The sequence below is a fragment of the Nitrincola nitratireducens genome (assembly GCF_000585235.1).
Classification (GTDB): Bacteria; Pseudomonadota; Gammaproteobacteria; order Pseudomonadales; family Balneatricaceae; genus Nitrincola; species Nitrincola alkalisediminis.
Genome location: NZ_AONB01000009.1, coordinates 26,006 through 48,537 on the forward strand (window position 1 = coordinate 26,006; position 22,532 = coordinate 48,537).

Consider the following 22,532-nt stretch of genomic DNA (forward strand, 5'->3'; position numbering starts at 1 on the left):
ATATTGGGGCTTGTTTAAACTGATCCCAATTAAAATGACACCATCAATTCAACTCGGCGATTCGCCGCACGTCCTTTTGCCGTTCGGTTATCCGCAATCGGATGGGCAGGGCCATAACCGGCTGTCGTCAAAAACATTGGATTAAATCCTTGCTGACGTAAAAAGTCTGCAACCTGCTTAGCACGATTTTCAGACAAGACTTGATTATATTCAGCATTACCAAGATTATCGGTATGCCCTATCACATTTACTCTTAGATTTGGTATGTGCATTAAAGCTTGACTGACATCAACCAATGCCGCCTGAAGCTCATGACTTAAACGTGAACCATCAAAACTAAATGCTTGAATGCTTGGAAACTCTATTAATAAAGTTTCATCATCTGTTTGTTTAAGCTCTAAATGGGGAGATGTCATCAGTGCATCAACAACCGAATCTAACACATCCGTTGTTTGTACTTGCTCTGTTTCAACATTTTGAGGGGTTTGCTGAGATGGGTTTGAAGAACAGCCAGCCAATACATAGCAGGCCAAGCCAATAAATATGGCTTTTTTCAGATTTAATTCCATGTTCTTTCCTAATAACGTTTAAACTTCAGTCCTGAGCGCAATCATTGCTGGAAGCTATGGTAAATAAATTTTCCACATAAATCTAGCGTTAAGTTGTTTAAAATCCCTATCGATAAATCAAAGATGTTGGTAATAACAAAATCATCAGTTGCTAAAACAGAAACTCCATATAAAACGTCAACTCCTATTCCAAGGCGGGGAGGCTATTCTTGAACTGCTCTAGGTGGTGGGGGCACTGCGGGAGTGTCGATTTGCAAGGTATATGAGAGGTTAATTGCTCGCAGGTTAACTCAATATCCACTCCCGGATGTCGGCCAGCAAAGCTTCGCAGCACAGGCGTCAGATACATTGCATAGCCGTCCGGAACACCTATACAAATCATGCCGGATAGCTTTGGGCCGAACAGAGGCTCTCGTGCTTCTAGCTGCAGCTCCAGCATTCGTCGCGAATCAACGAGTAATTCCATACCTTTTGAGGTTACTTCCAGATGGCGAGGACCTCTCGTTGACACCCTCCCCTCCCTTCCGCGTTCAACACGCTTTCACTAGGCGTTGGCCAGTCGTTAGGCAGCCCGCGCCCCTGCCCCAGTCGCTCCAGAGGCTAACACGACAAGCCCTGCCGCCTTGATATTGATCGCTGCTGCCATATCCCGGTCATGGGGTGTTCCGCTAGATGGGGATGTCCATGACCAGACAGTTAACGACAGTTTGTCGTTGATATACCCGAAACCCTTGGTTGGGCAGCGTTTCGAGCTGGGAAACCAACGGTCAATCTGAACCACAGATCGATCAACCCACTCACCTTTGTACTACAAGCTCACCCCAGTTGGCATCGGCTATCGACTTTGCCAGTGCGGGGTGTTGAATCATGTTTTTCACAGCGAGGGATTCAACGCAAACAACTCGCTCTTCTTTTTCGTCATTGATTCGCTGAAAGTACATCTAGCTTGAAAAACGATGCCCTAGTTTCAAGGACTCAAATCCTAGCAGAACCACAAATACTTCCAATTAAACTTCTGTTTAGCACGTTATACATGAGCCACTTCCACGAGTGACTGGACCGATGCAAAGCGACTGTTATCAGAATGTTCTGCCTCCCATACATCATATCGAGACTGCATCGTGAGCCAACTGGCGACTGAAGTACCGGACGCTTTCGCGATTCGCAGTGCCAAATCTTTACTACAAGACGCATGGCCATTCACGAACAAAGACAGGTGCTTGCGTGATACGCCCATCGCTTTAGCAGCTGCTGTTACACTCAATCCCAATGGATCAAGCACATCAGCCTTAAACACAACGCCTGGATGGGCCGGCTTGCGGGTACGAATACGTGTCATGATTCACCTCTCAGTGGTATTGTTCATAGTCCACGACAATGGCATCACCATTATCAAATTCAAAGGTAAGACGCCAAGAGCCCGATACATCAATCGCGTACCGCCCCTGCATTTTCCCTTTCAAGGAATGCAGACGATATCCAGGCAAATTCATATCATCCGGTGAAATCGCGGCATCCAGACGATCAAGACGGGTTTCTAGTTTGGTGGCATGCTTAGGATTAATCCCCTTGGTTGTACCGTCATAGAAAAAATCCTCTAATCCTTTATGTCTAAAAGTCTTTATCGCCATCCAATATGCCTTAAAGTGTTACCTGTTAGGTAACATTATAGTCAAATATCTTAACTAAATACTAGCCAGTCGTCGACTGAAAAACACACCGCAAAAAACCATCTAAACATATCAAAGGCATTATTCAACTCATTCATAACTCTTTATGGTTTAAACCCCATATAAAACGTCAACTCCCGCTCCAAAACCTGTTGCTGATGCAAAGCCAATCGAAATCCATGTGCTTCATCGGCAAAGTAAATGGCCTCTACAGTCTTACCCGCTGCTTTCAAAGCCGCCACCATGGCATGGGTTTGCTCTGGCACCACGACGGGGTCTTGTAATCCTTGAAAGAAAATAACCCCCTCCGCTTGTAAGGCATGTGCAAGGTGGGCAGGTGAACGCTCCGGTTGACTCATTTCCGACTCATCTCCCACCAACCAACTTAAGTAATGAGACTCGAATTTATGGGTATGCGCATGCAGGGGCAGCAAATCACTGACACCGTAGAGACTAGCACCCGCCTTAAAACGCGCAGAGTGAATCAGGGCCATCAGGGTGGTATAGCCGCCTGCACTTTGACCACGAATAAACAACGCATCAGTATGAGCCAGACCCTTGGCCACGAGCTGATCAACCAAGTGCTCAACATCTTCAACCTCAGCCCGCCCCCAGCAGCCCGCCAAGGTGCATCGAAATTCGCGTCCATAACCGCAGGATCCACGGTAATTAATATCGGCCACGGCAAAACCCGCCGATGTCCAGTATTGGACACGGGGGTTTAGCACGGGATAGGTTGCCGATGTCGGGCCACCATGTGTGAGCAGAATTAAAGGCGGTGCGCTCGGCTCCTGTGTCAGTTGTGAAGGCGGTGTGAGGGGCGGATAGTAAAAACTTTGCACGTCACAAGCGTTTGTGGTTTTGATCCAATAGGGCTGAGGTAAGCTCACTGGATGATCGGGCGTGTCCGCACCCACGATGATCTTCCAAGTCAATTCGACAAGATCCAAAGCGACGACACCTGGATAACGATCTTCACTCTCTGCAACACAATACGCATGGGTTGAGCTTAGGCTCAGACTGCTGAGACGTGAAAAGGGCAAGGTGACCGAATGCTTAGCCTTGGTTTGTGCATCAAAACGCCAATAGCGACTGTAGCCTTGCTCCTGCACCAGCGCATGGAGATGCCCTTGCTCATCCCACGCGAAGGTGCTCAAACCCAGTGCCCAAGGGGCGGTTGTAAACTCGACGGGCAGGATCTCATCCAGCAAAGGCGAAGCTTGGGGATAGCCCTGCTCTGTTTGCTTAAATACATACGGATTCCACCAATTGTCGGGATCACCCAGCGCCACCAAGTCACCGTTGGGCAAAAAGCGAGGCTGTAACCAACTGGCATTATTGGCTAGCTGAGTCTGTGTGGAAATGACAGGATGACCATCCTCCAATTGAATTAACTTGAATTGCGTGAACAGCCAGGGTTGATGCGGATGTTGCCATTCGATCCAAACCAGCGTCTTGCCATCCGGACTCAAACGCGGGTAAGCATAGAAGTCGGCACCCTGCAGAATATCCAAAACGGCTCCAGTCGTGCAGTCAATCGAGACAATACTTTGTTGCGGCTCGGACGCTTCATCCACCGCTATCTCACAAACTGCCAGCAGACGTTGGTGTTGTCCATCATAGACAAGGTCAGCAAAGCGCCGCTGTGGCGTCGAGGTTAAAGGGACACTCACCTCAGGGCACGAAAGGATAGGATCGTCTGCGGGATAAGGGCTGATCCAAATTTGCTGATCCGCGGCATTGACCCAAGCAAAGGCATTATCCACCCGTGTCCAAGCCACGCCGCCATACTCATTCACACGGCTGCGTACACTCGACTCTTCAGGTGTAATGGCCGTGACGCTGCCTAGTTGACTAAAATAAAGACGGTTACGGCCTGTAACAGGGTTTGATTCAACCCAAGCCACCCCCTGAGGCGTGGCTGCCAGCGAATGATATTCTTTAAAGCCCTTAACGACCTTCTCGGCTGAGGGCACGGCCATCATGCCTTATCCTTTAAAAAACACGCGAGAATTTCGTTCATTGCGGAAGGTCATCGCCGTCGATACATCGCCCTCCGCCGCCAAACGCGCCTCTACAATAAGCGAATGATGCTCTGATTTCGCACAGACGGGATCGGCATTGTGCATATCCCCTGTCAGCATATACGCCTGACAACGGCAGCCGCCAAGGTCGTCATCCTGTTCATCACAACTGCGACAGGGCTCCTTCATCCAGCCTTTGCCACGGAAATAGTTAAAGCCTTCAGAGTCATTCCAAATATGAGACAGGCTATGATCCTTCACATTCGGGAAGGTCAAAGGCAGCATACGCGCACTGTGGCAGGGCAAAGCTGTACCATCCGGCGTCACCGTTAAAAAGAGTTCACCCCAGCCGTTCATGCATTTTTTCGGGCGCTCCTCATAATAATCCGGCGTCACAAAAATAAGTTTGATCGGATGTCCTTGCGCAGCCAAACGCTCACGGTACTCGTTGGTGATCCGTTCAGCACGTTCCAATTGTGCGCGCGTCGGCAACAAGGCTTCACGGTTTTCAAAGGCCCAGCCATAATACTGGCAGGTCGCCAGCTCAACATAATCGGCCTCTAGCTCTACGCACAGCTCAATAATGCGGTCAATTTGATCGATATTATGACGGTGTGTCACGAAATTCAGCACCATGGGATACCCCTGCGCTTTGACTTCGCGTGCCATTTTCAACTTTTGCGCAAAAGCTTTGGCCGAACCAGACAACATCTGGTTCACCTCTTCATCCGATGCCTGAAAGCTCACTTGAATATGGTCCAAGCCTGCATCATGAAAATGCGCAATCCGCTGTGCATTCAAACCAATACCCGACGTAATTAAGTTGGTGTAATAGCCCAAGCGTCGTGCTTCTGCAATGAGGATTTCGAGGTCTTGACGCACCAAAGGCTCGCCACCGGAAAACCCCAATTGCGCCGCGCCCATCTTGCGCGCTTGTCTAAACACATCAATCCATTGTTCAGTCGTCAACTCCTGTCCGGCCGACGCAAAATCCAGAGGATTACTGCAGTAGGGACATTGCAAAGGGCATTTGTACGTGAGCTCAGCTAACAACCATAGGGGTTGGCGACGCTTGGCAGTTTCAAACATAGCGAATCCAGTTAAGCGTTTGTGCATGGGCAAAGAAATCGTTTACGTCTTGCTCCAACCCCTCAGCCTCTGGGTATTTCGTTAGCAATTCGCGTTGTATTTCCTCAATCGTTTTTTGGCCATCGACCCGCGTTAGAATTTCAGCCGCGCTGGCATTCAGTTGCACCATCCCTTCAGGGTAGAGCAACACCCAAGCCTCTTGTGCTTCTTCCCACTGCAGGCGAAACATGCGATTGATGACAGGAACGGCAGCGTTCATTTAAAAAGCCCTCGATGGTACACCCTTTGATCGGTGACAGTATGATAGGGTGGACGGTCCAGTTCGTAGGCCATGGTCATGGCATCCAACATCGTCCAGAGCACATCCAGCTTAAACTGTAAAATTTCCAGCATGCGGGACTGCTGTTCAGCCGTTTGATAATAATCCAGTGTGATTTTTAAGCCTTGCTCAACATCCCGGCGCGCTTCCGTCAGGCGGTTACGGAAATAGGTGTAGCCTTCCGCATTAATCCAAGGATAATGAGTGGGCCAAGCATCGAGCCGAGATTGATGAATGTGCGGCGCAAACAACTCGGTTAAGGATGAGCTGGCTGCTTCTTCCCAAGTGGCTCGGCGCGCAAAGTTAACATAAGCATCCACCGCAAAACGCACACCCGGTAAGACATGTTCTTCCGAAAGTATTTCCTCACGTGACAACCCTACTGCTTCACCAAGGCGCAACCAGGCCTCAATCCCGCCTTCGGCACCGTCATAACCGTCGTGATCCAGAATTCGCTGTATCCAATGACGGCGCACGTCACGATCAGGGCAGTTGGCCATAATGGCCGCATCTTTAATCGGAATGCTGATTTGATAGTAAAAACGATTGGCCACCCAACCGCGGATTTGCTCGGGGGTCGCCCGCCCTTCATACATCGCTTTATGATAGGGATGCTGTATATGGTAATAGGCGCCTTTGTCACGGAGGGCCTGTTCAAATTCAGATCGACTCAAGGCTTTTTCTAAGGGTTTCATTAAGATCACCACCTCATCCGGTTGCATTCTGTTTTATCACTATCGGGACTCTCAATACCTGTTCTATCCCGTCCCGCTCTATAACTGCACTTGCATACCATCAAACGCAACTTCGATACCTTTGGCATCTAACACGGCTCGCTCGGGTGAGTCTTCAATTAAGATAGGGTTGGTGTTGTTGATATGAATCAGAATCTTGCGCGGTTTTGTCAGCGGCTCTAGAAACTGAATCATGCCGCCATCACCGGACTGAGGTAAATGCCCCATATGAACACCCAGCTTATCGCCGACACCCATAAACGCCATTTCATCTTCACGCCAAAGCGTACCGTCGACCAGCAGACAATCGGCCTCGGCCATCACCTGCGTCAGCGCGGCATCGATATCACGTAAACCCGGGGCGTAGAAAAGCGATTTACCCGTGCGTGTATCCCGAATCAAAACGGCGATATTGTCACCCGGATGAGGATCTAAACGGTGAGGTGAGTAAGGTGGTGCGCTCGATAGAATCGGAAGCGCAATAAATTCAAGATCGTCAATACCCGCGATTTCAAACGGATTCAAAAATTGGTCAACGGCGATAGGGTGATGCGTTAACCCGCCATTCCAATGACTGAGCATTGTAAAAATTGGAAAACTTTGGCTTAGATCTTTATGCACACGAGCAGTGCAATACACCTGATGTGGGCAGCCTTCACGCAACATTAATAACCCGGTGGTATGATCGATTTGGCTATCCATCAACACGATGGCATGAATGCCCGTATCGCGTACGGCTCGCGCGGGTTGCATGGGGGCAAACGCAGCAAGTTGAGCGCGAATATCCGGTGAGGCATTAAACAAAACCCACCGTTCACCATCGGCACTTACAGCGATTGAGGATTGGGTTCGGGCCTGCGCGTTTAGTGTTCCTTTACGGAATCCATCGCAGTTCGCACAATTACAGTTCCACTGCGGGAAGCCACCGCCAGCCGCTGAACCTAGAATCTGGATATGCATTGTTATTATTATCTCATACTGAAGTGGTGCAAAAGCGACCCTCAAAGAGGGCCGCCCCTAGCGCTTAGCGGTTTGCGAAGTACATAGTGACTTCAAAACCTATGCGCAGATCGGTATATGCAGGTTTAGTCCACATAATCGACTCCTTTTTGTTGTTATGGATGTCTTAATTGGCACCCTTTTGATAGTAGGATGATGCGGGTACTGACAACATGGTACTTTGGAACTAATTTTATTGGATGTTTGTCGGGACATCGGGGCTTTTTAAACGCCAGAACGAAATCCACGATACAATTGAAATAGCAACTGAACAAACGATGTTAATCATAACGATTAACATTCAGCTTTGACTTTAAAAACAATGACTTAGATCAATTTTTTTGCATTTTATTGCAATTAGCTCTACACTATTCTCGATGATTAATTCAAAAGACGGAACGCCAATATGAAAGGTGAAAAAGCGGTCATTCAACAGCTCAATAAAGTATTGACCTGCGAACTGACCTCAATCAATCAGTTCTTTTTACACGCACGTATTTTTGGGAATTGGGGCTTCGAACAGCTGAACGAAAAAGCCTACAAAAAATCCATCAAAGATATGAAGCAAGCCGATAAGCTCATTGAGCGTATCCTGTTGCTGGAGGGCTTACCCAACTTACAACATCTTGATCGTTTGCGTATCGGCGAAAACCCTAAAGAAATGTTGGAAGCCGATCTAGGTTTTGTGACCGACGAACTCACGCTGCTAAAAGATGCCATTCTCGTGTGCGAAACTGCGGCGGACTATGTGAGCCGAGAACTTCTCGAAGATCTCCTCGAACACGAAGAAGAGTATCTTGATTGGCTCGAGACCCAACTCCAGTTGATCGATTCACTGGGCACTGAAAACTATTTACAGTCGATGATGTAAGCGGAGGCATAGGATGAAAGGCAACGAAAAAGTAATCACTACACTGAACACCCTGCTCGGCAGCGAATTAGCCGCAATGGATCAGTACTTTGTGCACTCCAAAATGTACCAAGACTGGGGATTGAATAAGCTGTATGAGCGCATCGCTCATGAATTCGACGATGAAAAAGAGCATGCGAGCTTACTGATCGATCGTATCCTGCTGCTCGGTGGCGCACCGGATTTATCCACACGTGGACCCGTTCACATCGGCAAAGAAGTGCCAGAAATGCTTCAATACGATCTGAACCTGGAGTATGAAGTCGGTGCACAGCTGAAAACCGCCATCAGCCTTTGCGAAAGTGTTCAGGATTACCAAACACGCGATATGTTGATGGTGCTCTTAAAGGACACTGAGGAAGACCATGCTCATTGGTTAGAGCAGCAACTTGGTCTGATCACAAAAATTGGTTTACCTAATTATTTGCAATCTCAGATGTAATTATTTGATAAAAGTGTTGCAAATGATAATGATTAGCACTACTATGAAACCTCATTGACAGGTTGAACACGTGCTTAGGTACAAGTTCACGTGCGAAAGCACATTAGACCGTAGAGACGAACTCCACTCCGCCTCTACGGTTTTTTTTCGTCTAGCGCAAATACACACTTTCAACCACTGAGCCTTCACCCGTTGGCCCTAAATCCCTTTATTCGCGTTAGCTCCAACGACTCAAATGATTATCCCAATGCATACTCATAGCATCCTCTGACTGAATCAACTCACGACGAAGATGAATGGCATCCACGCGATAGAGCCCCCCAGCACCACTGCTGACGATAAATTGCCCTGCCTGATTATCTGCAGCCAAGCCACAGGCATCCGCAATTGAAACACTGCCTTGAAACTGTCCTTCAGGCATCTTCCAAAAAGTCACTAAGTTCCCCTTGGGTGCAGACACCGCCGCAAAACGGCCAGACACATCAAAACACGCACTTCCACCATATTGCTTTAACTGACTGTGAATGGCGGGGGGGATATCGAAGACCTGAATAGCCTGAGAGACCTGATGACTGGCAATCAAGGGCATCTGATCCGCAGGATGTCCTTCATATTGCATGGCGATAATCACCTGCCCAGATGGCGATACATCAATATGACGAATTCCACTTTGATGAAACGTCTCATCCAACACCAAGGTTTCAATCAATTCACCGCTGGCAAGGTCGATGTAACTCAGGGAGGGCTGCATATCATCGACATTCACGTTGACTCGCCCCTCAGTCAAAATGCCACCATTGGCCACCACCAACCGTTTTTGATCCGGGGCGATCTTGAGTTCATGAGGCCCAATCCCCCCCGATGACCAGTGTTGATGAACACTGAAGTCATTTTCAATATCACGAACCACAATACTGCCCATCGACTGTTGATCCGATTGCTCGGTGGTAAGCAACCAACGACCGTCTTGCGTGATTTGTGCATGACCGCAGAATTGGTGATGCGCTTCAGCCTCGATTCGTGCGACCTGTTGCCCCGTTTCATAGTTCATCACCTCCAACCAGGTTCCCGGACGTCGCGCCACTGCAAATAACCAAGGCTTAAACGGGTGAGCGATGATTTGATGGGCTCTGTCAGGCAACAAGTAGGTCAACAACGACTCGCCTTGATCTGAAAAGAGCGTTAAGCCCATGTGGCCTTCAGCTGTTTTGACGGCCGATAGCAGCCGCATCGATGCTCGCATCTGATGGCTGGCCGCTTTTGACCTACTCGCCCTCCCTAACAGGGGAGAAGCAAGCACCCAACCTAAAAATTGTCGACGCTTAATCTCCATCACGGCTATTAAACCCCAAACGTATGCCCAATACCTGCATCGCCTTGCCCTGCAACTCTTGCAGAGCGGCGAGCTCATCAGCAATTTTCGACAGTGCCTCGAACTGCTCAAGGCTGACATGGGTTTCTTGTACCTCTGGCAAGGCATCAAGATTCATCACTATCGACTCAAATGCATCGTCAATGCCCTCTGCCAATGCCTTTTGATCTTGTTGAATCAGTAAATCTTTTACGCTAGAAGGTCCAGTCAAACTGAAGAAATGATGCAAGGCTTTCATATTGACCCGCAAATTCTCTATCGATTGTTGACTGCGCCAAGACTCACTTCTCTGCCAACGAGCTTTATCGAACGAGTCCCCCAAAGGCGCCAAAATTTTCTGCTCAAGAATAACCTGCACAGGCTCGACCCAAGACTTCATAAACAACGTGGCGACTTCATCCGCCGTGCGATAATGAGTGCCTTCGCCTGGCTGCAAGAGAACTTGTGAAAACGCCTCCCACTCGGATGAAATCTCATCTGCAGTGTTCGCAACCAATAGAGAAACGCCCTGAATGAAACGACACTCTGGACGAGGCTCTTGGAACGCCGACACCCCCTCCTCAGTGAACAACACGCGCTCGATCACCGGGAATCCCTTCAGGCTAATACCTACACGGCTAAAGAACGCATCATCAAAGACAGTCTCAGGATCCGCCAATGCGGAGCGTAGGTGATTCGGCGTGGTGTTGCGCTTATCTGGCCAGTATTGCAAGGCATAGTTGCGCATATAGAGCGTCACTGGCCCAAAGCTATATGCTGAACCGCTTGCCAATCCGACATGGCTTGACGATAGGCCGTTTGCGCCAAGACCAAATTCGGCTCTGTCGGCACTTGGCAAAATGCCTCTAGACTCTGTTGCAAGTGAGCCGATGACTCCGCCATCGCGGCATAGCGTGGCATGACATGTTGATGCACAAGCGTTGTATTCACTGCACTCCAATCAGCCTCTTGCGCCATCACAGGTAAGGAGCACACAATGCCGACATACCCGAGGGCACAAACCGAACGCCGAATCGCAGACTTGTATCGATTCATGATAACACTCTCATCGTTATAACGATTCTATAAACAGTAATAATGCCTCTCTTGAGGCCTTGTCCAAGGCTAAAAATCTGTCTCGAACCATCTGTGCTTCGCCACCGTGCCACAGAATCGCTTCAAGCACGTTTCGAGCCCGACCATCATGCAACAAATGTTGACTGCCATTGATTTCAGGCGCTAAACCTACCCCCCAAAGAGGAGGTGTTTTCCACGCTCGTCCCTTGGCATCAAACTCATCGTGATCATCTGCCAAGCCATCCCCCATATCATGCAACAGCAAATCCGTGTAGGGCCAGATTGTCAGATTGGCCAAGCCTTCAGGGGCACTAGAAGCGGTCTGATACGAAGGGCGGTGGCAAGCATGACAACCGACTTCATAAAAAAGCTGGCGTCCCTCTTGATGCCTCTCATCGCTTTCAGGTCGGTCAACGACGGCAAGGTGACGTGTATAAGCGGTGAGAAGATCAACCACTGCATTTGAGGCTTCGACCCCATCAAGATGCGGGCTATTGCCATCCGGCATACCCAGACATTGGATTTGTGCGGGGGTGCAGGCGCCAAAACCTTCAGGGAAAAAAGTCGACGAGATCCCTATATCTTCAAACAAAGCCGCTGCATTTTGCTGATGCAAACTTGGGTGCAACGCTTTCCACCCGAAACGTCCAATCCGGTTTTTTTGATGTTCCCGATCCCATACCCGATTCAAATGACCATTGATTCCCAACTCCAACCAAGCTTCTGAGGCTTCGTTCGCCAGCAAATCGTCTTCAGATATTGCCTCTAACAAGCCTAGGCCATGCATGGGTGGAGCAATGCGAGCGGACATGCGAACATGTGGAGACAAGTCGCCATAGCTTAATGACTCGATTGAATAGATCGGCTTTTGCAGAATAACCTCTTCTCCATCCGCAAAGAACACTGACAAAGGCTCATAGGACACCGTCAATTGTCCTTCGGCAGGCAATCCTTGTACGGAAAAGTTTTGCAGTTGAGCACCGTAGACGGGCTCAGGAATAAGCCCCAATACTGTATACTGTTCCGCCTGTGCAGACGTCATATTCTCAGGTTTCGGAATACTTAACCTCAGCAAGACAGAAACCGCTTTATCTTCATTTCGCTGAGGGTCGGGCGTACGCCCTCGCCCATTTTGTAAATGGCATCCCGCACAGGAGCGAGCATTAAATAGTGGACCTAAACCATCGCTGGCCGTAGTCGATGACGGTGAAGACACCCATAACTTATTGAAGATACTGCGACCTAAGGTCACGCCCATGCGTGTATCGAGCGGGAGCGTGGCCGAGAATTGTTGTAAAACACCTCGGCTCACAGCTCTAGATTGGGTGGCCTCACCCCCTGGGCGTTGTTCTTCCAGCGAGGGGACTGGGATATCTTGAGCGTACAGATCAAGACATTGAATGAACAACACTAGGCAGCCAAGCCAACCCCATCTAGATTTCATATTGATTGAACATTAAATAATAGAATCTGGATCATCCAAGCTGTCCGATCCTTCAAGCTCAATAGCATCCAGCCCAAGCACGTCGATCGCTGACTCAATTGAGCGCGTCTGTGTCACGAGCGTATCCACCAAATTCTGTACAATCGCATTGCCGTCTGTGTTGCCCGCACCAATTAGGACATCAAAGGGTTGTCCAGCATACGCCTTATCAACAATCGCTTGCGCAGCGGCCTGAGTTTGTGCCAACTCTAGTGTCAGTTGATTTGCCAATGCAGGTGATTTTGCAGTCAGTAAGTCAGCCAATGAAGGACCTTCAACCACGGTACCATCGATACGCGTGTACTGCCCGTGGTAGACATTGTTAATACCCACCACATTGTAGAAATGGGAGTAATGTGTATTGTCAGAGAAGCAATCATGCTCTTCTTCAGGGTCATGTAGCATTAAGCCCAGCTTGGTTCTTTCGCCAGCCAACTCACCGTAGGATAAGCTCCCCATCCCCGTCAGAATGGTGGCTAATCCGCCTTGTTCACCTTTTTCCAAGAGTGCTTGGCGGGCATCGCCCTCAGGCGTCCAGTGCTCTGCCATTTCTTCTAAATCACTGATCAACAAATCAGTAACAACGGATAGATATTGACGACGACGATCACAGTTTCCGCCCGTACACTCGTCTAAGCTGAAATCTGTCGCTGGGCGTTCGCCTGAGCCCGGCTCAGTACCATAAAGATCCTGACCCCAAAGTAAAAACTCAATGGCGTGGTACCCAATGGCAACGTTTGCTTCAATATCATCAATCTCATGCAGAGTATCGCTTAATAACTCGGCGGTGATTTCAGACACGTCTATTGTTTGGTTACCAAGCACCAAGGTTTGATTGGCAATAACGTTGGCCGCATAGAAGGGGTTTTCGTCAGATTCTTCTCCGTAATGTTCAACACTGACATAGTCGATTAAACCTTCATCCAGTGGCCAGGCATTCACGCGCCCTTCCCACTCATCGACGATTTCATTGCCAAAACGATATACTTCCGTTTGCATGTAAGGGACACGCGCATCACGCCAGGCTTGGCGAGCTGCTTCGAGATTGGCTTCCGTTGGGTCATTCAAAAAGGCATCAATTTTAGATTTCAGCTGAAGAGCACCAGCAACTGAATCACTGTAAGCTGCTTCAGCGATGTTGGCATAGGTCGTAATGACTTGGGCAGGTGTGGCAGCAAATACGCTTGAAGCGCCTAAGCCCAGTGCCATTCCGACCAAAACTCCTGATAACCGCTTGTTCATTGCAAACTCCCTCTGATGAATTAAGATGCAGAATAATATAATTGATAGTCATTATCATTACAATTATTTATTATATGTAGATTATTTGATCCTGATCAATGGTATTGACTTCGATTAGTCGCTAGGCTTCATTTTTCTCATGGCATTGGAGACGGATTCCGTCATGAAATACACCCTCATACGAATGCTGAAAATGGCCTTTATAGGTTTGTTATTGAGCATGCCCTTTCAAGTAAATGCACAATCCTTTGACGCTGAAAAAGCAGAACTCGGCCAACGATTATTTTTTGATCCCAATTTATCGCGCAATCGCACCCAATCGTGTGCAACCTGCCATGCACCTTCCACGGCTTTTTCAGACTCTAGACCCAACCTTACCGACTCAGCGGCCTCCCTTGGTGACGATAATCAGTCTTTCGGTGACCGAAATGCCCCCATGGTCACCTATGCTGCTCAGACCCCTGATTTCCACCGAAATGCACAAGGGATTTATGTGGGTGGTTTTTTCTGGGATGGGCGTGCGGCGAACTTAGCCGAGCAGGCAAAGGGCCCCCCGCTCAACCCAATTGAGATGGGAATGCCTGATGAAGAGTCGGTCATTGAACGAATATTGGAAAATCCGATTTATCCTCCACTGTTTAAAGCTCTATATGGTGAGCCAATCTTTGAGAACACCCAAGCCGCCTATAACGCCATGGCAGATGCGCTTGCTCATTTTGAGAAAACCGAGTTATTCAACCCTTTTGATTCAAAATATGATCGCTATCTTCAAGGAAAGGCACAGTTAACGCCTGAAGAAGAGCTGGGCATGACGCTGTTTTTCTCGCAACAGTTCACCAATTGCAATCTGTGCCATCAACTCAACCCTTTGCCTGGTCGAGAAAAGGAAGTGTTTAGCAATTTTGAATATCACAATATTGGCGTGCCTGTGAACGCTAAACTCAGAGAGATTAATGGTGTCACCGATAACGACGTTGGACTCTTTGCTCATCCTGAGGTCGACGATCCATCCAGTATCGGAAAATTCAAAACACCCAGTCTGCGTAATGTAGCCGTGACTGGGCCCTATATGCATAACGGCGTGTTTCAGGACTTACGCACGGTTATCCTTTTCTATAATCAATACAATTCACGAAGCGCCAAAATGCGCATCAATCCAGAAACAGGTTTAGAATGGGAAGCACCCGAAATCCCCGAAAACATTTCACTCACCGAACTGCAAACAGGTCCGGCTCTTGACGACAAACGCGTAGATGCATTAGTTGCATTTCTCAAGACCTTAACCGATGCTCGCTTTGAGCATTTACTTAACGCCAGCACTGACTAATCAAGCAAATGCCTCCACCCTACCCAGCCTTTACCATCACGAGCAAGGCTGGGTCATCAACCACTTAGTTCACCTTTCCTACTTAAAAAACCTTCATCTCAATAATTCTTGAGTCTTTTACACAGTTTTTTGCGATTAATGTTGCAGTGCAACATAGATGAGCTATAATAGATACAACTTAAGTCTACTTTACAGGGCTATGACTATGCTAAATTCCAGTGAAATGGCCATTCTTGTGGCCCTAAAGCGTCTCGGCAAGCGTGATGGTATTTTCCCCCCCATCATGCTGACCCTTAAAAATCAGTTTGAAGACATGGAATACAATGTTTTCTTCCAACACGTGATGAGTCTTCAAGACAAAGGCTACCTCAAAGTGGCTAGCGGTAAGGCACGTGGCCTTTTCATCTCGAAAGAAGGCTTCGCATTGGCTGAAGCGCTTGAACAAGAACACATTCCGATGGCTCGTCTTGTTACACTTGTTTAAGTGAAACGCCATTGAACGATGTTTAGACAAATCGCACTTCTAGAATCTAGAGGTGCTTTTTTTTGAGCGAGTTTAAAGGCACAAAGAGCTTACAATCTGCAAAAAAATACCCCCTGCTTCACAGCAGGGGGATCTAAGGGATGCTTGGCAAAGCAAAGCAAACGCGGCCGCCAGTGCAAAACGACCAAGGGGTGGGCGTATCTCTACGCCCGGTTCAACAGACAGAGCAGATTCAACAATTAAATCAGAAGAAGCCCAATGGATTGATATCGTAGCTCACCAACATATTCTTGGTTTGCTGATAATGATCCAACATCATCTTGTGAGTTTCACGTCCAACACCTGACTTCTTGTAACCACCGAATGCCGCATGAGCTGGGTAATGGTGGTAGCAGTTCGTCCAGACACGACCGGCTTCAATACCACGTCCCATCCGATACGCCAGGTTCATATCACGTGTCCAAACACCCGCACCCAAGCCAAACTCTGAATCATTGGCAATGGCGAGCGCTTCAGCTTCATCTTTGAAGGTCGTGACCGACACCACTGGACCAAAGATTTCTTCTTGGAACACGCGCATTTTGTTGTGACCTTTAATCAAGGTCGGTTGGATGTAGTAACCATTATTCAAGCCAGTATCCAGCTGCTCTTTATCGCCACCGATAAGGATTTCTGCACCCTCATCACGGCCGATATCAAAGTAGCCCATGATCTTCGTAAACTGTTCTTCAGACGCTTGAGCACCGACCATGACTTCAGTATCCAGCGGGTTGCCACGCTTGATTTGCTTGGTACGCTCGATGACCAGATTAATAAAGTCATCGTAGATATCTTCTTGGATCAACAAACGTGATGGGCAAGTGCAGACTTCACCTTGGTTGAAGAACGCTAACACAACACCCTCGACACACTTGCTGAGGAAGTTATCTTCAAAATTCATGACGTCTTTGAAGAAAATATTCGGTGACTTACCGCCCAGCTCAACGGTAGATGGAATAATGTTTTCAGCGGCACATTTCATAATGTGCGCACCGACTGGCGTAGAACCAGTAAATGCAATTTTAGCGATGCGCTTGCTGGTGGCTAAGGCCTGACCCGCTTCAGCACCAAAGCCATTCACGACGTTCAAAACACCCGCTGGCAACAAATCCTCAATTAACTCAACAAATTTGAGGATAGACCAAGGTGTCTGCTCAGCAGGCTTAAGAATGACACAGTTACCTGCTGCCAATGCTGGAGCCAGTTTCCAAGCCGCCATTAACAGCGGAAAGTTCCAAGGAATAATTTGTCCGACAACCCCTAAAGGCTCGTGAAAATGGTACGCCACGGTGTTATTGTCAATTTCGCCAATGCTGCCTTCTTGTGCACGAACGCAGCCTGCAAAATAACGGAAGTGGTCAACGGCAAGTGGCACGTCGGCATTCAAGGTTTCACGAACGGCCTTACCATTATCCCAAGTCTCAGCAACGGCAATTGACTCAAGGTTTTGCTCTAAACGATCGGCAATTTTCAACAAAAGATTTGAGCGATAGGTAACGGATGTTTTACCCCAAGCTTCTTTAGCTGCGTGAGCCGCATCTAAGGCTAAATCAATGTCTTCAGCACTAGAGCGTGGAATTTCGCAGAAGGCTTCACCGGTCACAGGGGAGATGTTTTTGAAATACTGACCTTTAACGGGAGCTGTCCATTGTCCACCAATGAAGTTTTCGTAACGTGGTTTTACAGTAGTGACTGAGCCTTCAAGCCCTGGCTGTGTATAGATCATGATAGAAGCCTCTTGTTTTTATTGAATTGACTGACAAGGAGTGAGTCCGCTTTGGAATCACATTAGGGTATTTCCAGATCAGTCGTTTACGTTCAGGCTTCATAATAGACGTTAATTCGCCACCCCACGTATTATGCAAAGGCAGCGATTTTTTACGCCTTTAGTACTGGTTTACATTGAGCCATCATTAGACGACTTGTGTCTCAATTTGAATCAGATTTGATAAGCTCACTTGCAGTCGATCACCCGATGCCAGACGTCCGACACCTGCAGGCGTTCCCGTTAAAACAATATCACCCGGCATTAAGGTAAACCACTCGCTAATATGCGACAACAAGGCTGGCACGGACATCAGCATCTGTGATGTATTACCCTGTTGACGTACTTCATCATTAATAACCAACTTTAACTCTAAATTAGCAAGATCCACATCCGCGGTCATTGGCACCCACTCAGACGCAGGGCAACTGGCATCAAAGGCTTTTGCTTTTTCCCAAGGCAAGCCTTTCTCTTTTAACTTTGACTGGAGATCCCGTAAGGTTAAATCCAACGCCACGCCTACACCTGCAATCGCATCAAACGCATCTTCTGGTGTTGCCTGAGTTAAGGGCGCACCAATCAGAACCATTAACTCCGTTTCATAATGCACATCCCCTTTGTCACCCGCGAGCTGAACAGGTGCACGCAGATTTGCCAACGACGTGGAGGGCTTGATGAAAAGCAGTGGTTCAGTCGGCACGGGATTATTCAATTCTTTTGCATGCTCAGCATAGTTACGCCCAACACACACGACTTTTCCAACGGGTAAATCTGACGCTTGAGTACCCACAAAATGATGTTTGTATTGCATGCAAAACTCCTCAAATATAAGGGTTAGTGAGAAAAAGTCTCTTTTCGTTGCCAATATAACAGGATTAATGAACAGATAAGAGTCAAGGTAAATACAATCATCGAGCCCAGCACAACACCAGACCATCCCTGAGCTTGCCAGAAAGGATACAAGTAATACCCGCCCGCACTGGCACCCACGTAATAGAAAACCAAATACAGGGCTGAAGCACTGGCTCTGGCCGTGTGCGCATGGCGGCTGACCCAACTGCTGGCCACAGAGTGAGTGAAGAAAAAACCAAAGCTATTAATGAAAAACCCCAGAACAATGGCCCACAAAGAGTCATTTAGCGTCAACGCAGTTCCTAGCATTAGAATCAGGATGCCAACGCTCATGCAAAGAGGTGACGAAAATCTTTGAGCAATGCGCCCCGAGACCATAGAACCCGCAGTACCCGTTAAATAGGTTAAAAACAACAACCCCAAAATGCTGGCAGGTAAGGCATAGGGAGGCTCCGCTAAGACGAAGGTAATGTAAGTGTACTGATTCAAAAATATAAAGAAATTCAAGCCTCCGATAATATAGGCCATCAGTAACTTTGGATTAGACACATGAAGCGCCAAGTCTTTAAGCATACCCAGCAAACTAAACGCCTTGGGTTTAAAATGTTGCGAGGGCGGTAATAACCACGCCACCAATGCAATGCAGCAACAACTTAAGCCAGTCAGCATGAGAAAAACAGCAGGCCAACCCAACCAGTCGCCAACAATCCCGCCAAGAATACGACCACTGACGCCGCCTAATGAATTTCCGGCAATATACAACCCTACTGCCGTCATCATGGCCTTCGGCGTAAACTCATCGCCCATATACGCGATGGCAACCGCAGGTACTCCGGCCAGAAAAAACCCCTGTACCGCTCTTAACCAAAACAGTGACGAGTAATCCCTTGCGAAGAACAAGAGTACCGACACCAACATTACACCGATCAGCGTAAATACAATAATGCCACGGCGTCCCACTACATCGGACAGTGGACCGTAAAACAGTAAGGAAAAGCCCAATACCAAGGTTGCAATCGTATAGGTACGAGACACCGCCAGTTCAGACAACTCTAAACTGGTTGCAACCAAAGGCAATAAAGGCTGCATCCCATGAAGATTTGCAAACACCATGAATGAAGCAATACACAATGCCAAGGTGCTCGCCAAAATTGTGGACTGGTGGTTTCGATCATCTGCGTATCCAAAAGGGATGAATTGAGATTTGAATTCTAACAGCGAATAATGCATCATAAAAATATATACATTTTATGAAAACCATAATATAAACTTATATGAACTTAAAACACTTACGCTACTTCGTCACCGTTGCCGAACTTGGAAGCTTTACGGCTGCAGCCGAACAGCTTCATCTGGCACAACCTGCTGTCAGTATGGCGATTCAAAAACTGGAGCGCAGCTTATCCGTTCAGCTCTTTCATCGTCATGAACGCCAAATCAGCCTGACGGATGAAGGCAATGAGCTGCTGATATTGGCAAAGCGTATTCTGATGAGTGCGGATGAAGCCACTCTAGCAATGAAAGAACTCAGTGGATTACAACGTGGCGAGGTTCGAATTGGGATACCCGGTATGCTGGGCTCCTATTACTTCCCTCCCATTTTAATGGCCTTTCGGCATCAACACCCCGCCCTACAGCTCTCGGTGATTGAAGCAGGCACTCGCAAACTACAACAAATGTTGATTAATGGTGAAATTGATATCGGCGTCATTGTAGAAGACACCCCTTCAATTGAGTTAGACACTCTGCCCTTCTTGCGCGAGCAAATGATGGTCGTTATGGCGTCAGATCATCCCTTAGCAACAAAAACCTCAATTGACATTGATGACCTTTCTGAAGAAGAGTTGGTACTGTTTAAAGAGGGGTATTTCCATCGAGAAGTGATCGACAAGCTTCTACTTCAACATGGAATCAAACCTCATATTGGCTTTGAGACGAACTTAATTCCATTAATTAAGCAGATCGTTAAACAAGGCTTTGGCATTTCTACCTTACTTGAAATGGTGATTAAGGACGAGCCCGCATTGATTGCCCGTCCCTTCAGCGAACCCGTACTTCTCGATTTATGCATCGCATGGCGTAAAAACGGTTACCTTTCCAAAGCCAACCGTTGTTTTATTGATTTTGTTGCCGCTCAAAAAACTCAGCCATGACGTTGGCGCTTTGACAAAAGAGGACTATGATAGTCCCCTATTTTTTATATCCGGTCACTGGAGCCAAGCATGTTAAGTGTAAATCAATATTTTGATGGTAATGTAATGTCCATTGGGTTTAGTTCTAACGAAGGCCCAGTCACATCAGGCGTGATGGCACCAGGTGAATACACCTTTGGCACCAGCCAAGATGAATTAATGAAAGTGGTACACGGTGAACTCGTGGTTAAACTCCCTGGAAGTGATACTTGGCAGGCATTCCCGGCGGGCACAGAGTTTTCCGTTGCAGCCAACCAATCCTTTGATTTGAAAGTTGCAACTGCAACGGCCTATCTTTGCTACTACAGCTAAAGCACCAGAAGGGGTTGGCCGTGTTAACGCACAGCCAACCCCACAGAGATCTCGCGCAGTACCACTCGATTTCGTCCTTCGGCCTTGGCTTGATACAGCGCCTTATCCGCTTCTTTAATCACGCCGTCAACCTTTACCCCCTCTCCTGACTCACGACAACTGATCCCGATACTAACGGTAATATGCTGTGCAATTTGACTTGTTTTATGCTCAATATTAAGTGCTTCTATGGCCTGCAAAATTCGCTGCGCCACCTGTTTTGCGGCGTTTCTATCCGTATTTTGCAAAATACAAATAAACTCTTCACCACCATACCTCGCCACAAAGTCTTGTTTGCGTGTTACCGTATACTGTAAAACCCTTGCAATTTTTCGTAAACACTCATCGCCCGCTTGGTGGCCATAAAAGTCGTTGTAGTTTTTAAAATAATCCACATCAATCATGAGTATGCATATGGGAGTATCCAAAGCTACTGACAGTTCTATATCATGTTTCAATGCTTCATCAAACGCACGGCGATTGCCAATACCCGTTAAGGCATCCGTTAAAGACAATTTTTCGACTTTTTCATTATGCTCTTTGGCTTTTAATGCATAATAGTTAAAGGCACCTGCAAGGTCAGCTATTTCATCATTGCCGTTTATTTGTATTACATTAGGCTGCCCCCCCACTTGCGCCAACACCTTATCTTTTAAATACGCCAAACGATTCAGTACGCGAACTTTTAAGAAAACAATGCTGCCAACAATAAAGCAAAAGGCTATACAAAATACTAATAAAAAAACACGAGCATCCTTCTCGGCAACTTGCGTGTTTGCAGCAATATGGCCACGTAAACTCTGTTGCAAGGTCAACATCTCATAATCTGTCTCTTTTATAAACTCAGAGACTAGGCTTCTGATAAAGTTGCTTCTCCCTGCCACACGACCGGCGACACGTAACTGCTCCGTTCGCAACGCGATCACACCATTATCTGCCATTAACAAATGATTGAGTGTTAACGTATAGGTTTCCGCAAACTTACGCACACTCGGGTCCAAACTTTGAATAAGCAGATGTTGCTCATCAAGCATTCCTAAAAGCTGGGCTCTCATGTTTCGCAAATCTTGCAGTCCCGTTAGGCCTAAGCTTCTGTTCGCTTGTGTGACAACCGAAGAAAAATGCATCAACCAAATAGATAAGTCGGGCGAACCATTGGCCAACGTCAATGCTTCGGAATGGTAACGGTAGAGCTCAGTTTCATACTGTTGAATAATGACGGCTAAATTAAGCTTATGTTGTACCAACGCATTTAAATTGGCTAACTCATCAACAATAAGTTGAAACTTGACATCTAGGTTACCCTGTTTGTTATCCAATAAATGTTGTTCGATACGAGCCGATACATTCAGAATTTCTTGATGTACGATTCGGCGCATTGCCTGGCTGTTTGCTTGTGCTAACTGCTCATTCAAATAAGGGATCTCTAGAATACCCATATTCAATGTCATCGCATTATGCATGTTTGGCAAGGCTGTTTGACTAATGTCAGACAAAAGAGTCGTTGTTTTCAGTGTGCGATCATAAGACATCCAAGCGAGCACACTAAATAAAAGCAAGAAGCTCGATAATGCACCTAGGATAATGATCGAAATTGGTTGTCTCATAAGCCG

The 22,532-nt window shown here is 47.4% G+C and carries 24 protein-coding genes and 1 pseudogene; 6 read left to right on the forward strand and 19 right to left on the reverse strand.

The annotated features are described in order from the left end of the window. Positions 1–29 precede the first annotated feature (29 nt). The 11 genes from D791_RS09365 to pqqA all read right to left on the reverse strand — a co-directional run bounded on the left by D791_RS09365 (position 30) and on the right by pqqA (position 7,501). The gene (locus tag D791_RS09365; RefSeq protein WP_051514381.1) at positions 30–569 is read right to left on the reverse strand and encodes an OmpA family protein; all 540 of its coding nucleotides are present in this window, start codon (positions 567–569) and stop codon (positions 30–32) included. 184 nt (positions 570–753) lie between these two features. After that, positions 754–1,080: a LysR family transcriptional regulator gene (locus D791_RS09370; RefSeq protein ID WP_036510740.1), complete on the reverse strand. Its 327-nt coding sequence runs from the start codon at positions 1,078–1,080 to the stop codon at positions 754–756. Between the two features lie 51 nt (positions 1,081–1,131). Then, on the reverse strand, positions 1,132–1,350 hold the full coding sequence (locus D791_RS20350) for a zinc ribbon domain-containing protein (RefSeq protein ID WP_202806846.1): 219 nt from the start codon (positions 1,348–1,350) through the stop codon (positions 1,132–1,134). Positions 1,351–1,596: 246 nt separating this feature from the next. Next, entirely contained in the window at positions 1,597–1,908 is a 312-nt protein-coding gene (locus D791_RS09375) for a HigA family addiction module antitoxin (protein ID WP_036510743.1), read from the reverse strand. A gap of 10 nt (positions 1,909–1,918) precedes the next feature. After that, positions 1,919–2,200 carry a type II toxin-antitoxin system RelE/ParE family toxin gene (locus tag D791_RS09380; protein ID WP_036510746.1) on the reverse strand — a complete coding sequence of 94 codons (282 nt, stop codon included), beginning with the start codon at positions 2,198–2,200 and terminating at the stop codon, positions 1,919–1,921. A 143-nt stretch (positions 2,201–2,343) separates the two neighbouring features. Further along, positions 2,344–4,224 carry a prolyl oligopeptidase family serine peptidase gene (locus D791_RS09385; RefSeq protein WP_051514382.1) on the reverse strand — a complete coding sequence of 627 codons (1,881 nt, stop codon included), beginning with the start codon at positions 4,222–4,224 and terminating at the stop codon, positions 2,344–2,346. 3 nt (positions 4,225–4,227) lie between these two features. Continuing rightward, positions 4,228–5,352, reverse strand: coding sequence for a pyrroloquinoline quinone biosynthesis protein PqqE (gene pqqE / locus D791_RS09390; RefSeq protein WP_036510750.1), 1,125 nt, complete (start codon positions 5,350–5,352; stop codon positions 4,228–4,230). Continuing rightward, the gene (gene pqqD, locus D791_RS09395; protein WP_036510753.1) at positions 5,345–5,611 is read right to left on the reverse strand and encodes a pyrroloquinoline quinone biosynthesis peptide chaperone PqqD; all 267 of its coding nucleotides are present in this window, start codon (positions 5,609–5,611) and stop codon (positions 5,345–5,347) included. The genes pqqE and pqqD overlap by 8 nt, the downstream gene beginning before the upstream one ends. After that, positions 5,608–6,366: a pyrroloquinoline-quinone synthase PqqC gene (gene pqqC / locus D791_RS09400; RefSeq protein ID WP_036510945.1), complete on the reverse strand. Its 759-nt coding sequence runs from the start codon at positions 6,364–6,366 to the stop codon at positions 5,608–5,610. The genes pqqD and pqqC overlap by 4 nt, the downstream gene beginning before the upstream one ends. Positions 6,367–6,444: 78 nt before the next feature. Next, positions 6,445–7,365: a pyrroloquinoline quinone biosynthesis protein PqqB gene (pqqB, locus tag D791_RS09405; RefSeq protein ID WP_036510756.1), complete on the reverse strand. Its 921-nt coding sequence runs from the start codon at positions 7,363–7,365 to the stop codon at positions 6,445–6,447. Between the two features lie 64 nt (positions 7,366–7,429). Beyond that, positions 7,430–7,501: a pyrroloquinoline quinone precursor peptide PqqA gene (gene pqqA / locus D791_RS19630; protein ID WP_003243383.1), complete on the reverse strand. Its 72-nt coding sequence runs from the start codon at positions 7,499–7,501 to the stop codon at positions 7,430–7,432. A 309-nt stretch (positions 7,502–7,810) separates the two neighbouring features. Between pqqA and bfr (D791_RS09410) the strand changes: the two genes are divergently transcribed. Together bfr (D791_RS09410) and bfr (D791_RS09415) are read left to right on the forward strand one after the other, a co-directional pair. After that, on the forward strand, positions 7,811–8,275 hold the full coding sequence (gene bfr / locus D791_RS09410) for a bacterioferritin (RefSeq protein ID WP_036510759.1): 465 nt from the start codon (positions 7,811–7,813) through the stop codon (positions 8,273–8,275). A gap of 13 nt (positions 8,276–8,288) precedes the next feature. After that, complete coding sequence (gene bfr / locus D791_RS09415) at positions 8,289–8,756, forward strand: bacterioferritin (protein ID WP_036510762.1); 468 nt, start codon at positions 8,289–8,291, stop codon at positions 8,754–8,756. A 217-nt stretch (positions 8,757–8,973) separates the two neighbouring features. Here the strand turns inward: bfr (D791_RS09415) and D791_RS09420 are convergent, their stop codons facing one another. From D791_RS09420 to D791_RS09440, 4 genes and pseudogenes are all read right to left on the reverse strand, one after another. Beyond that, the gene (locus D791_RS09420; RefSeq protein WP_036510765.1) at positions 8,974–10,089 is read right to left on the reverse strand and encodes a DUF1513 domain-containing protein; all 1,116 of its coding nucleotides are present in this window, start codon (positions 10,087–10,089) and stop codon (positions 8,974–8,976) included. Continuing rightward, positions 10,079–11,163 (reverse strand): annotated as a pseudogene (locus D791_RS09425) (imelysin family protein). Before D791_RS09425 ends, D791_RS09420 begins: the two are co-directional and overlap by 11 nt. Before the next feature lie 16 nt (positions 11,164–11,179). Beyond that, on the reverse strand, positions 11,180–12,628 hold the full coding sequence (locus tag D791_RS09435; RefSeq protein WP_051514383.1) for a di-heme oxidoreductase family protein: 1,449 nt from the start codon (positions 12,626–12,628) through the stop codon (positions 11,180–11,182). 12 nt (positions 12,629–12,640) lie between these two features. Further along, positions 12,641–13,909, reverse strand: coding sequence for an imelysin family protein (locus D791_RS09440; protein WP_036510774.1), 1,269 nt, complete (start codon positions 13,907–13,909; stop codon positions 12,641–12,643). 163 nt (positions 13,910–14,072) lie between these two features. Between D791_RS09440 and D791_RS09445 the strand changes: the two genes are divergently transcribed. Both D791_RS09445 and D791_RS09450 read left to right on the forward strand, forming a co-directional pair. Then, positions 14,073–15,236 carry a cytochrome-c peroxidase gene (locus D791_RS09445; RefSeq protein WP_089503622.1) on the forward strand — a complete coding sequence of 388 codons (1,164 nt, stop codon included), beginning with the start codon at positions 14,073–14,075 and terminating at the stop codon, positions 15,234–15,236. A gap of 205 nt (positions 15,237–15,441) precedes the next feature. After that, positions 15,442–15,720: a hypothetical protein gene (locus D791_RS09450; RefSeq protein WP_036510779.1), complete on the forward strand. Its 279-nt coding sequence runs from the start codon at positions 15,442–15,444 to the stop codon at positions 15,718–15,720. 244 nt (positions 15,721–15,964) lie between these two features. Here D791_RS09450 and exaC read toward each other — a convergent pair whose 3' ends face one another. The 3 genes from exaC to D791_RS09465 all read right to left on the reverse strand — a co-directional run bounded on the left by exaC (position 15,965) and on the right by D791_RS09465 (position 19,609). After that, complete coding sequence (exaC, locus tag D791_RS09455) at positions 15,965–17,485, reverse strand: acetaldehyde dehydrogenase ExaC (RefSeq protein ID WP_036510783.1); 1,521 nt, start codon at positions 17,483–17,485, stop codon at positions 15,965–15,967. A gap of 187 nt (positions 17,486–17,672) precedes the next feature. Next, positions 17,673–18,335, reverse strand: a complete 663-nt coding sequence (locus D791_RS09460; RefSeq protein WP_051514384.1) for a fumarylacetoacetate hydrolase family protein — start codon at positions 18,333–18,335, stop codon at positions 17,673–17,675. A gap of 23 nt (positions 18,336–18,358) precedes the next feature. Then, the gene (locus D791_RS09465) at positions 18,359–19,609 is read right to left on the reverse strand and encodes an MFS transporter (protein WP_337588622.1); all 1,251 of its coding nucleotides are present in this window, start codon (positions 19,607–19,609) and stop codon (positions 18,359–18,361) included. Between the two features lie 41 nt (positions 19,610–19,650). Between D791_RS09465 and D791_RS09470 the strand changes: the two genes are divergently transcribed. Together D791_RS09470 and ppnP are read left to right on the forward strand one after the other, a co-directional pair. Next, positions 19,651–20,529, forward strand: a complete 879-nt coding sequence (locus D791_RS09470) for a LysR family transcriptional regulator (RefSeq protein WP_036510785.1) — start codon at positions 19,651–19,653, stop codon at positions 20,527–20,529. Positions 20,530–20,598: 69 nt separating this feature from the next. Beyond that, positions 20,599–20,880 carry a pyrimidine/purine nucleoside phosphorylase gene (gene ppnP / locus D791_RS09475; RefSeq protein WP_036510788.1) on the forward strand — a complete coding sequence of 94 codons (282 nt, stop codon included), beginning with the start codon at positions 20,599–20,601 and terminating at the stop codon, positions 20,878–20,880. A 23-nt stretch (positions 20,881–20,903) separates the two neighbouring features. On the opposite strand, the gene D791_RS18910 is transcribed toward ppnP, so the two are convergent. Continuing rightward, positions 20,904–22,526, reverse strand: a complete 1,623-nt coding sequence (locus D791_RS18910; protein ID WP_051514385.1) for a GGDEF domain-containing protein — start codon at positions 22,524–22,526, stop codon at positions 20,904–20,906. Positions 22,527–22,532: the final 6 nt, after the last annotated feature.

Bases quoted from the DNA above. Each gene is read 5' to 3' on its own strand.
- ppnP (WP_036510788.1), top strand. From the start codon at position 20,599: ATGTTAAGTGTAAATCAATATTTTGATGGTAATGTAATGTCCATTGGG.
- bfr (WP_036510759.1), top strand. From the start codon at position 7,811: ATGAAAGGTGAAAAAGCGGTCATTCAACAGCTCAATAAAGTATTGACC.
- pqqE (WP_036510750.1), bottom strand. From the start codon at position 5,352: ATGTTTGAAACTGCCAAGCGTCGCCAACCCCTATGGTTGTTAGCTGAG.
- pqqD (WP_036510753.1), bottom strand. From the start codon at position 5,611: ATGAACGCTGCCGTTCCTGTCATCAATCGCATGTTTCGCCTGCAGTGG.
- D791_RS09465 (WP_337588622.1), bottom strand. From the start codon at position 19,609: ATGATGCATTATTCGCTGTTAGAATTCAAATCTCAATTCATCCCTTTT.
- D791_RS09450 (WP_036510779.1), top strand. From the start codon at position 15,442: ATGCTAAATTCCAGTGAAATGGCCATTCTTGTGGCCCTAAAGCGTCTC.
- D791_RS09440 (WP_036510774.1), bottom strand. From the start codon at position 13,909: ATGAACAAGCGGTTATCAGGAGTTTTGGTCGGAATGGCACTGGGCTTA.
- D791_RS09435 (WP_051514383.1), bottom strand. From the start codon at position 12,628: ATGAAATCTAGATGGGGTTGGCTTGGCTGCCTAGTGTTGTTCATTCAA.
- D791_RS09420 (WP_036510765.1), bottom strand. From the start codon at position 10,089: ATGGAGATTAAGCGTCGACAATTTTTAGGTTGGGTGCTTGCTTCTCCC.
- D791_RS09470 (WP_036510785.1), top strand. From the start codon at position 19,651: ATGAACTTAAAACACTTACGCTACTTCGTCACCGTTGCCGAACTTGGA.
- D791_RS09380 (WP_036510746.1), bottom strand. From the start codon at position 2,200: ATGGCGATAAAGACTTTTAGACATAAAGGATTAGAGGATTTTTTCTAT.
- pqqB (WP_036510756.1), bottom strand. From the start codon at position 7,365: ATGCATATCCAGATTCTAGGTTCAGCGGCTGGCGGTGGCTTCCCGCAG.
- bfr (WP_036510762.1), top strand. From the start codon at position 8,289: ATGAAAGGCAACGAAAAAGTAATCACTACACTGAACACCCTGCTCGGC.
- D791_RS09460 (WP_051514384.1), bottom strand. From the start codon at position 18,335: ATGCAATACAAACATCATTTTGTGGGTACTCAAGCGTCAGATTTACCC.
- D791_RS09365 (WP_051514381.1), bottom strand. From the start codon at position 569: ATGGAATTAAATCTGAAAAAAGCCATATTTATTGGCTTGGCCTGCTAT.
- D791_RS09445 (WP_089503622.1), top strand. From the start codon at position 14,073: ATGAAATACACCCTCATACGAATGCTGAAAATGGCCTTTATAGGTTTG.
- D791_RS09375 (WP_036510743.1), bottom strand. From the start codon at position 1,908: ATGACACGTATTCGTACCCGCAAGCCGGCCCATCCAGGCGTTGTGTTT.
- exaC (WP_036510783.1), bottom strand. From the start codon at position 17,485: ATGATCTATACACAGCCAGGGCTTGAAGGCTCAGTCACTACTGTAAAA.
- D791_RS18910 (WP_051514385.1), bottom strand. From the start codon at position 22,526: ATGAGACAACCAATTTCGATCATTATCCTAGGTGCATTATCGAGCTTC.
- D791_RS09385 (WP_051514382.1), bottom strand. From the start codon at position 4,224: ATGATGGCCGTGCCCTCAGCCGAGAAGGTCGTTAAGGGCTTTAAAGAA.
- pqqC (WP_036510945.1), bottom strand. From the start codon at position 6,366: ATGAAACCCTTAGAAAAAGCCTTGAGTCGATCTGAATTTGAACAGGCC.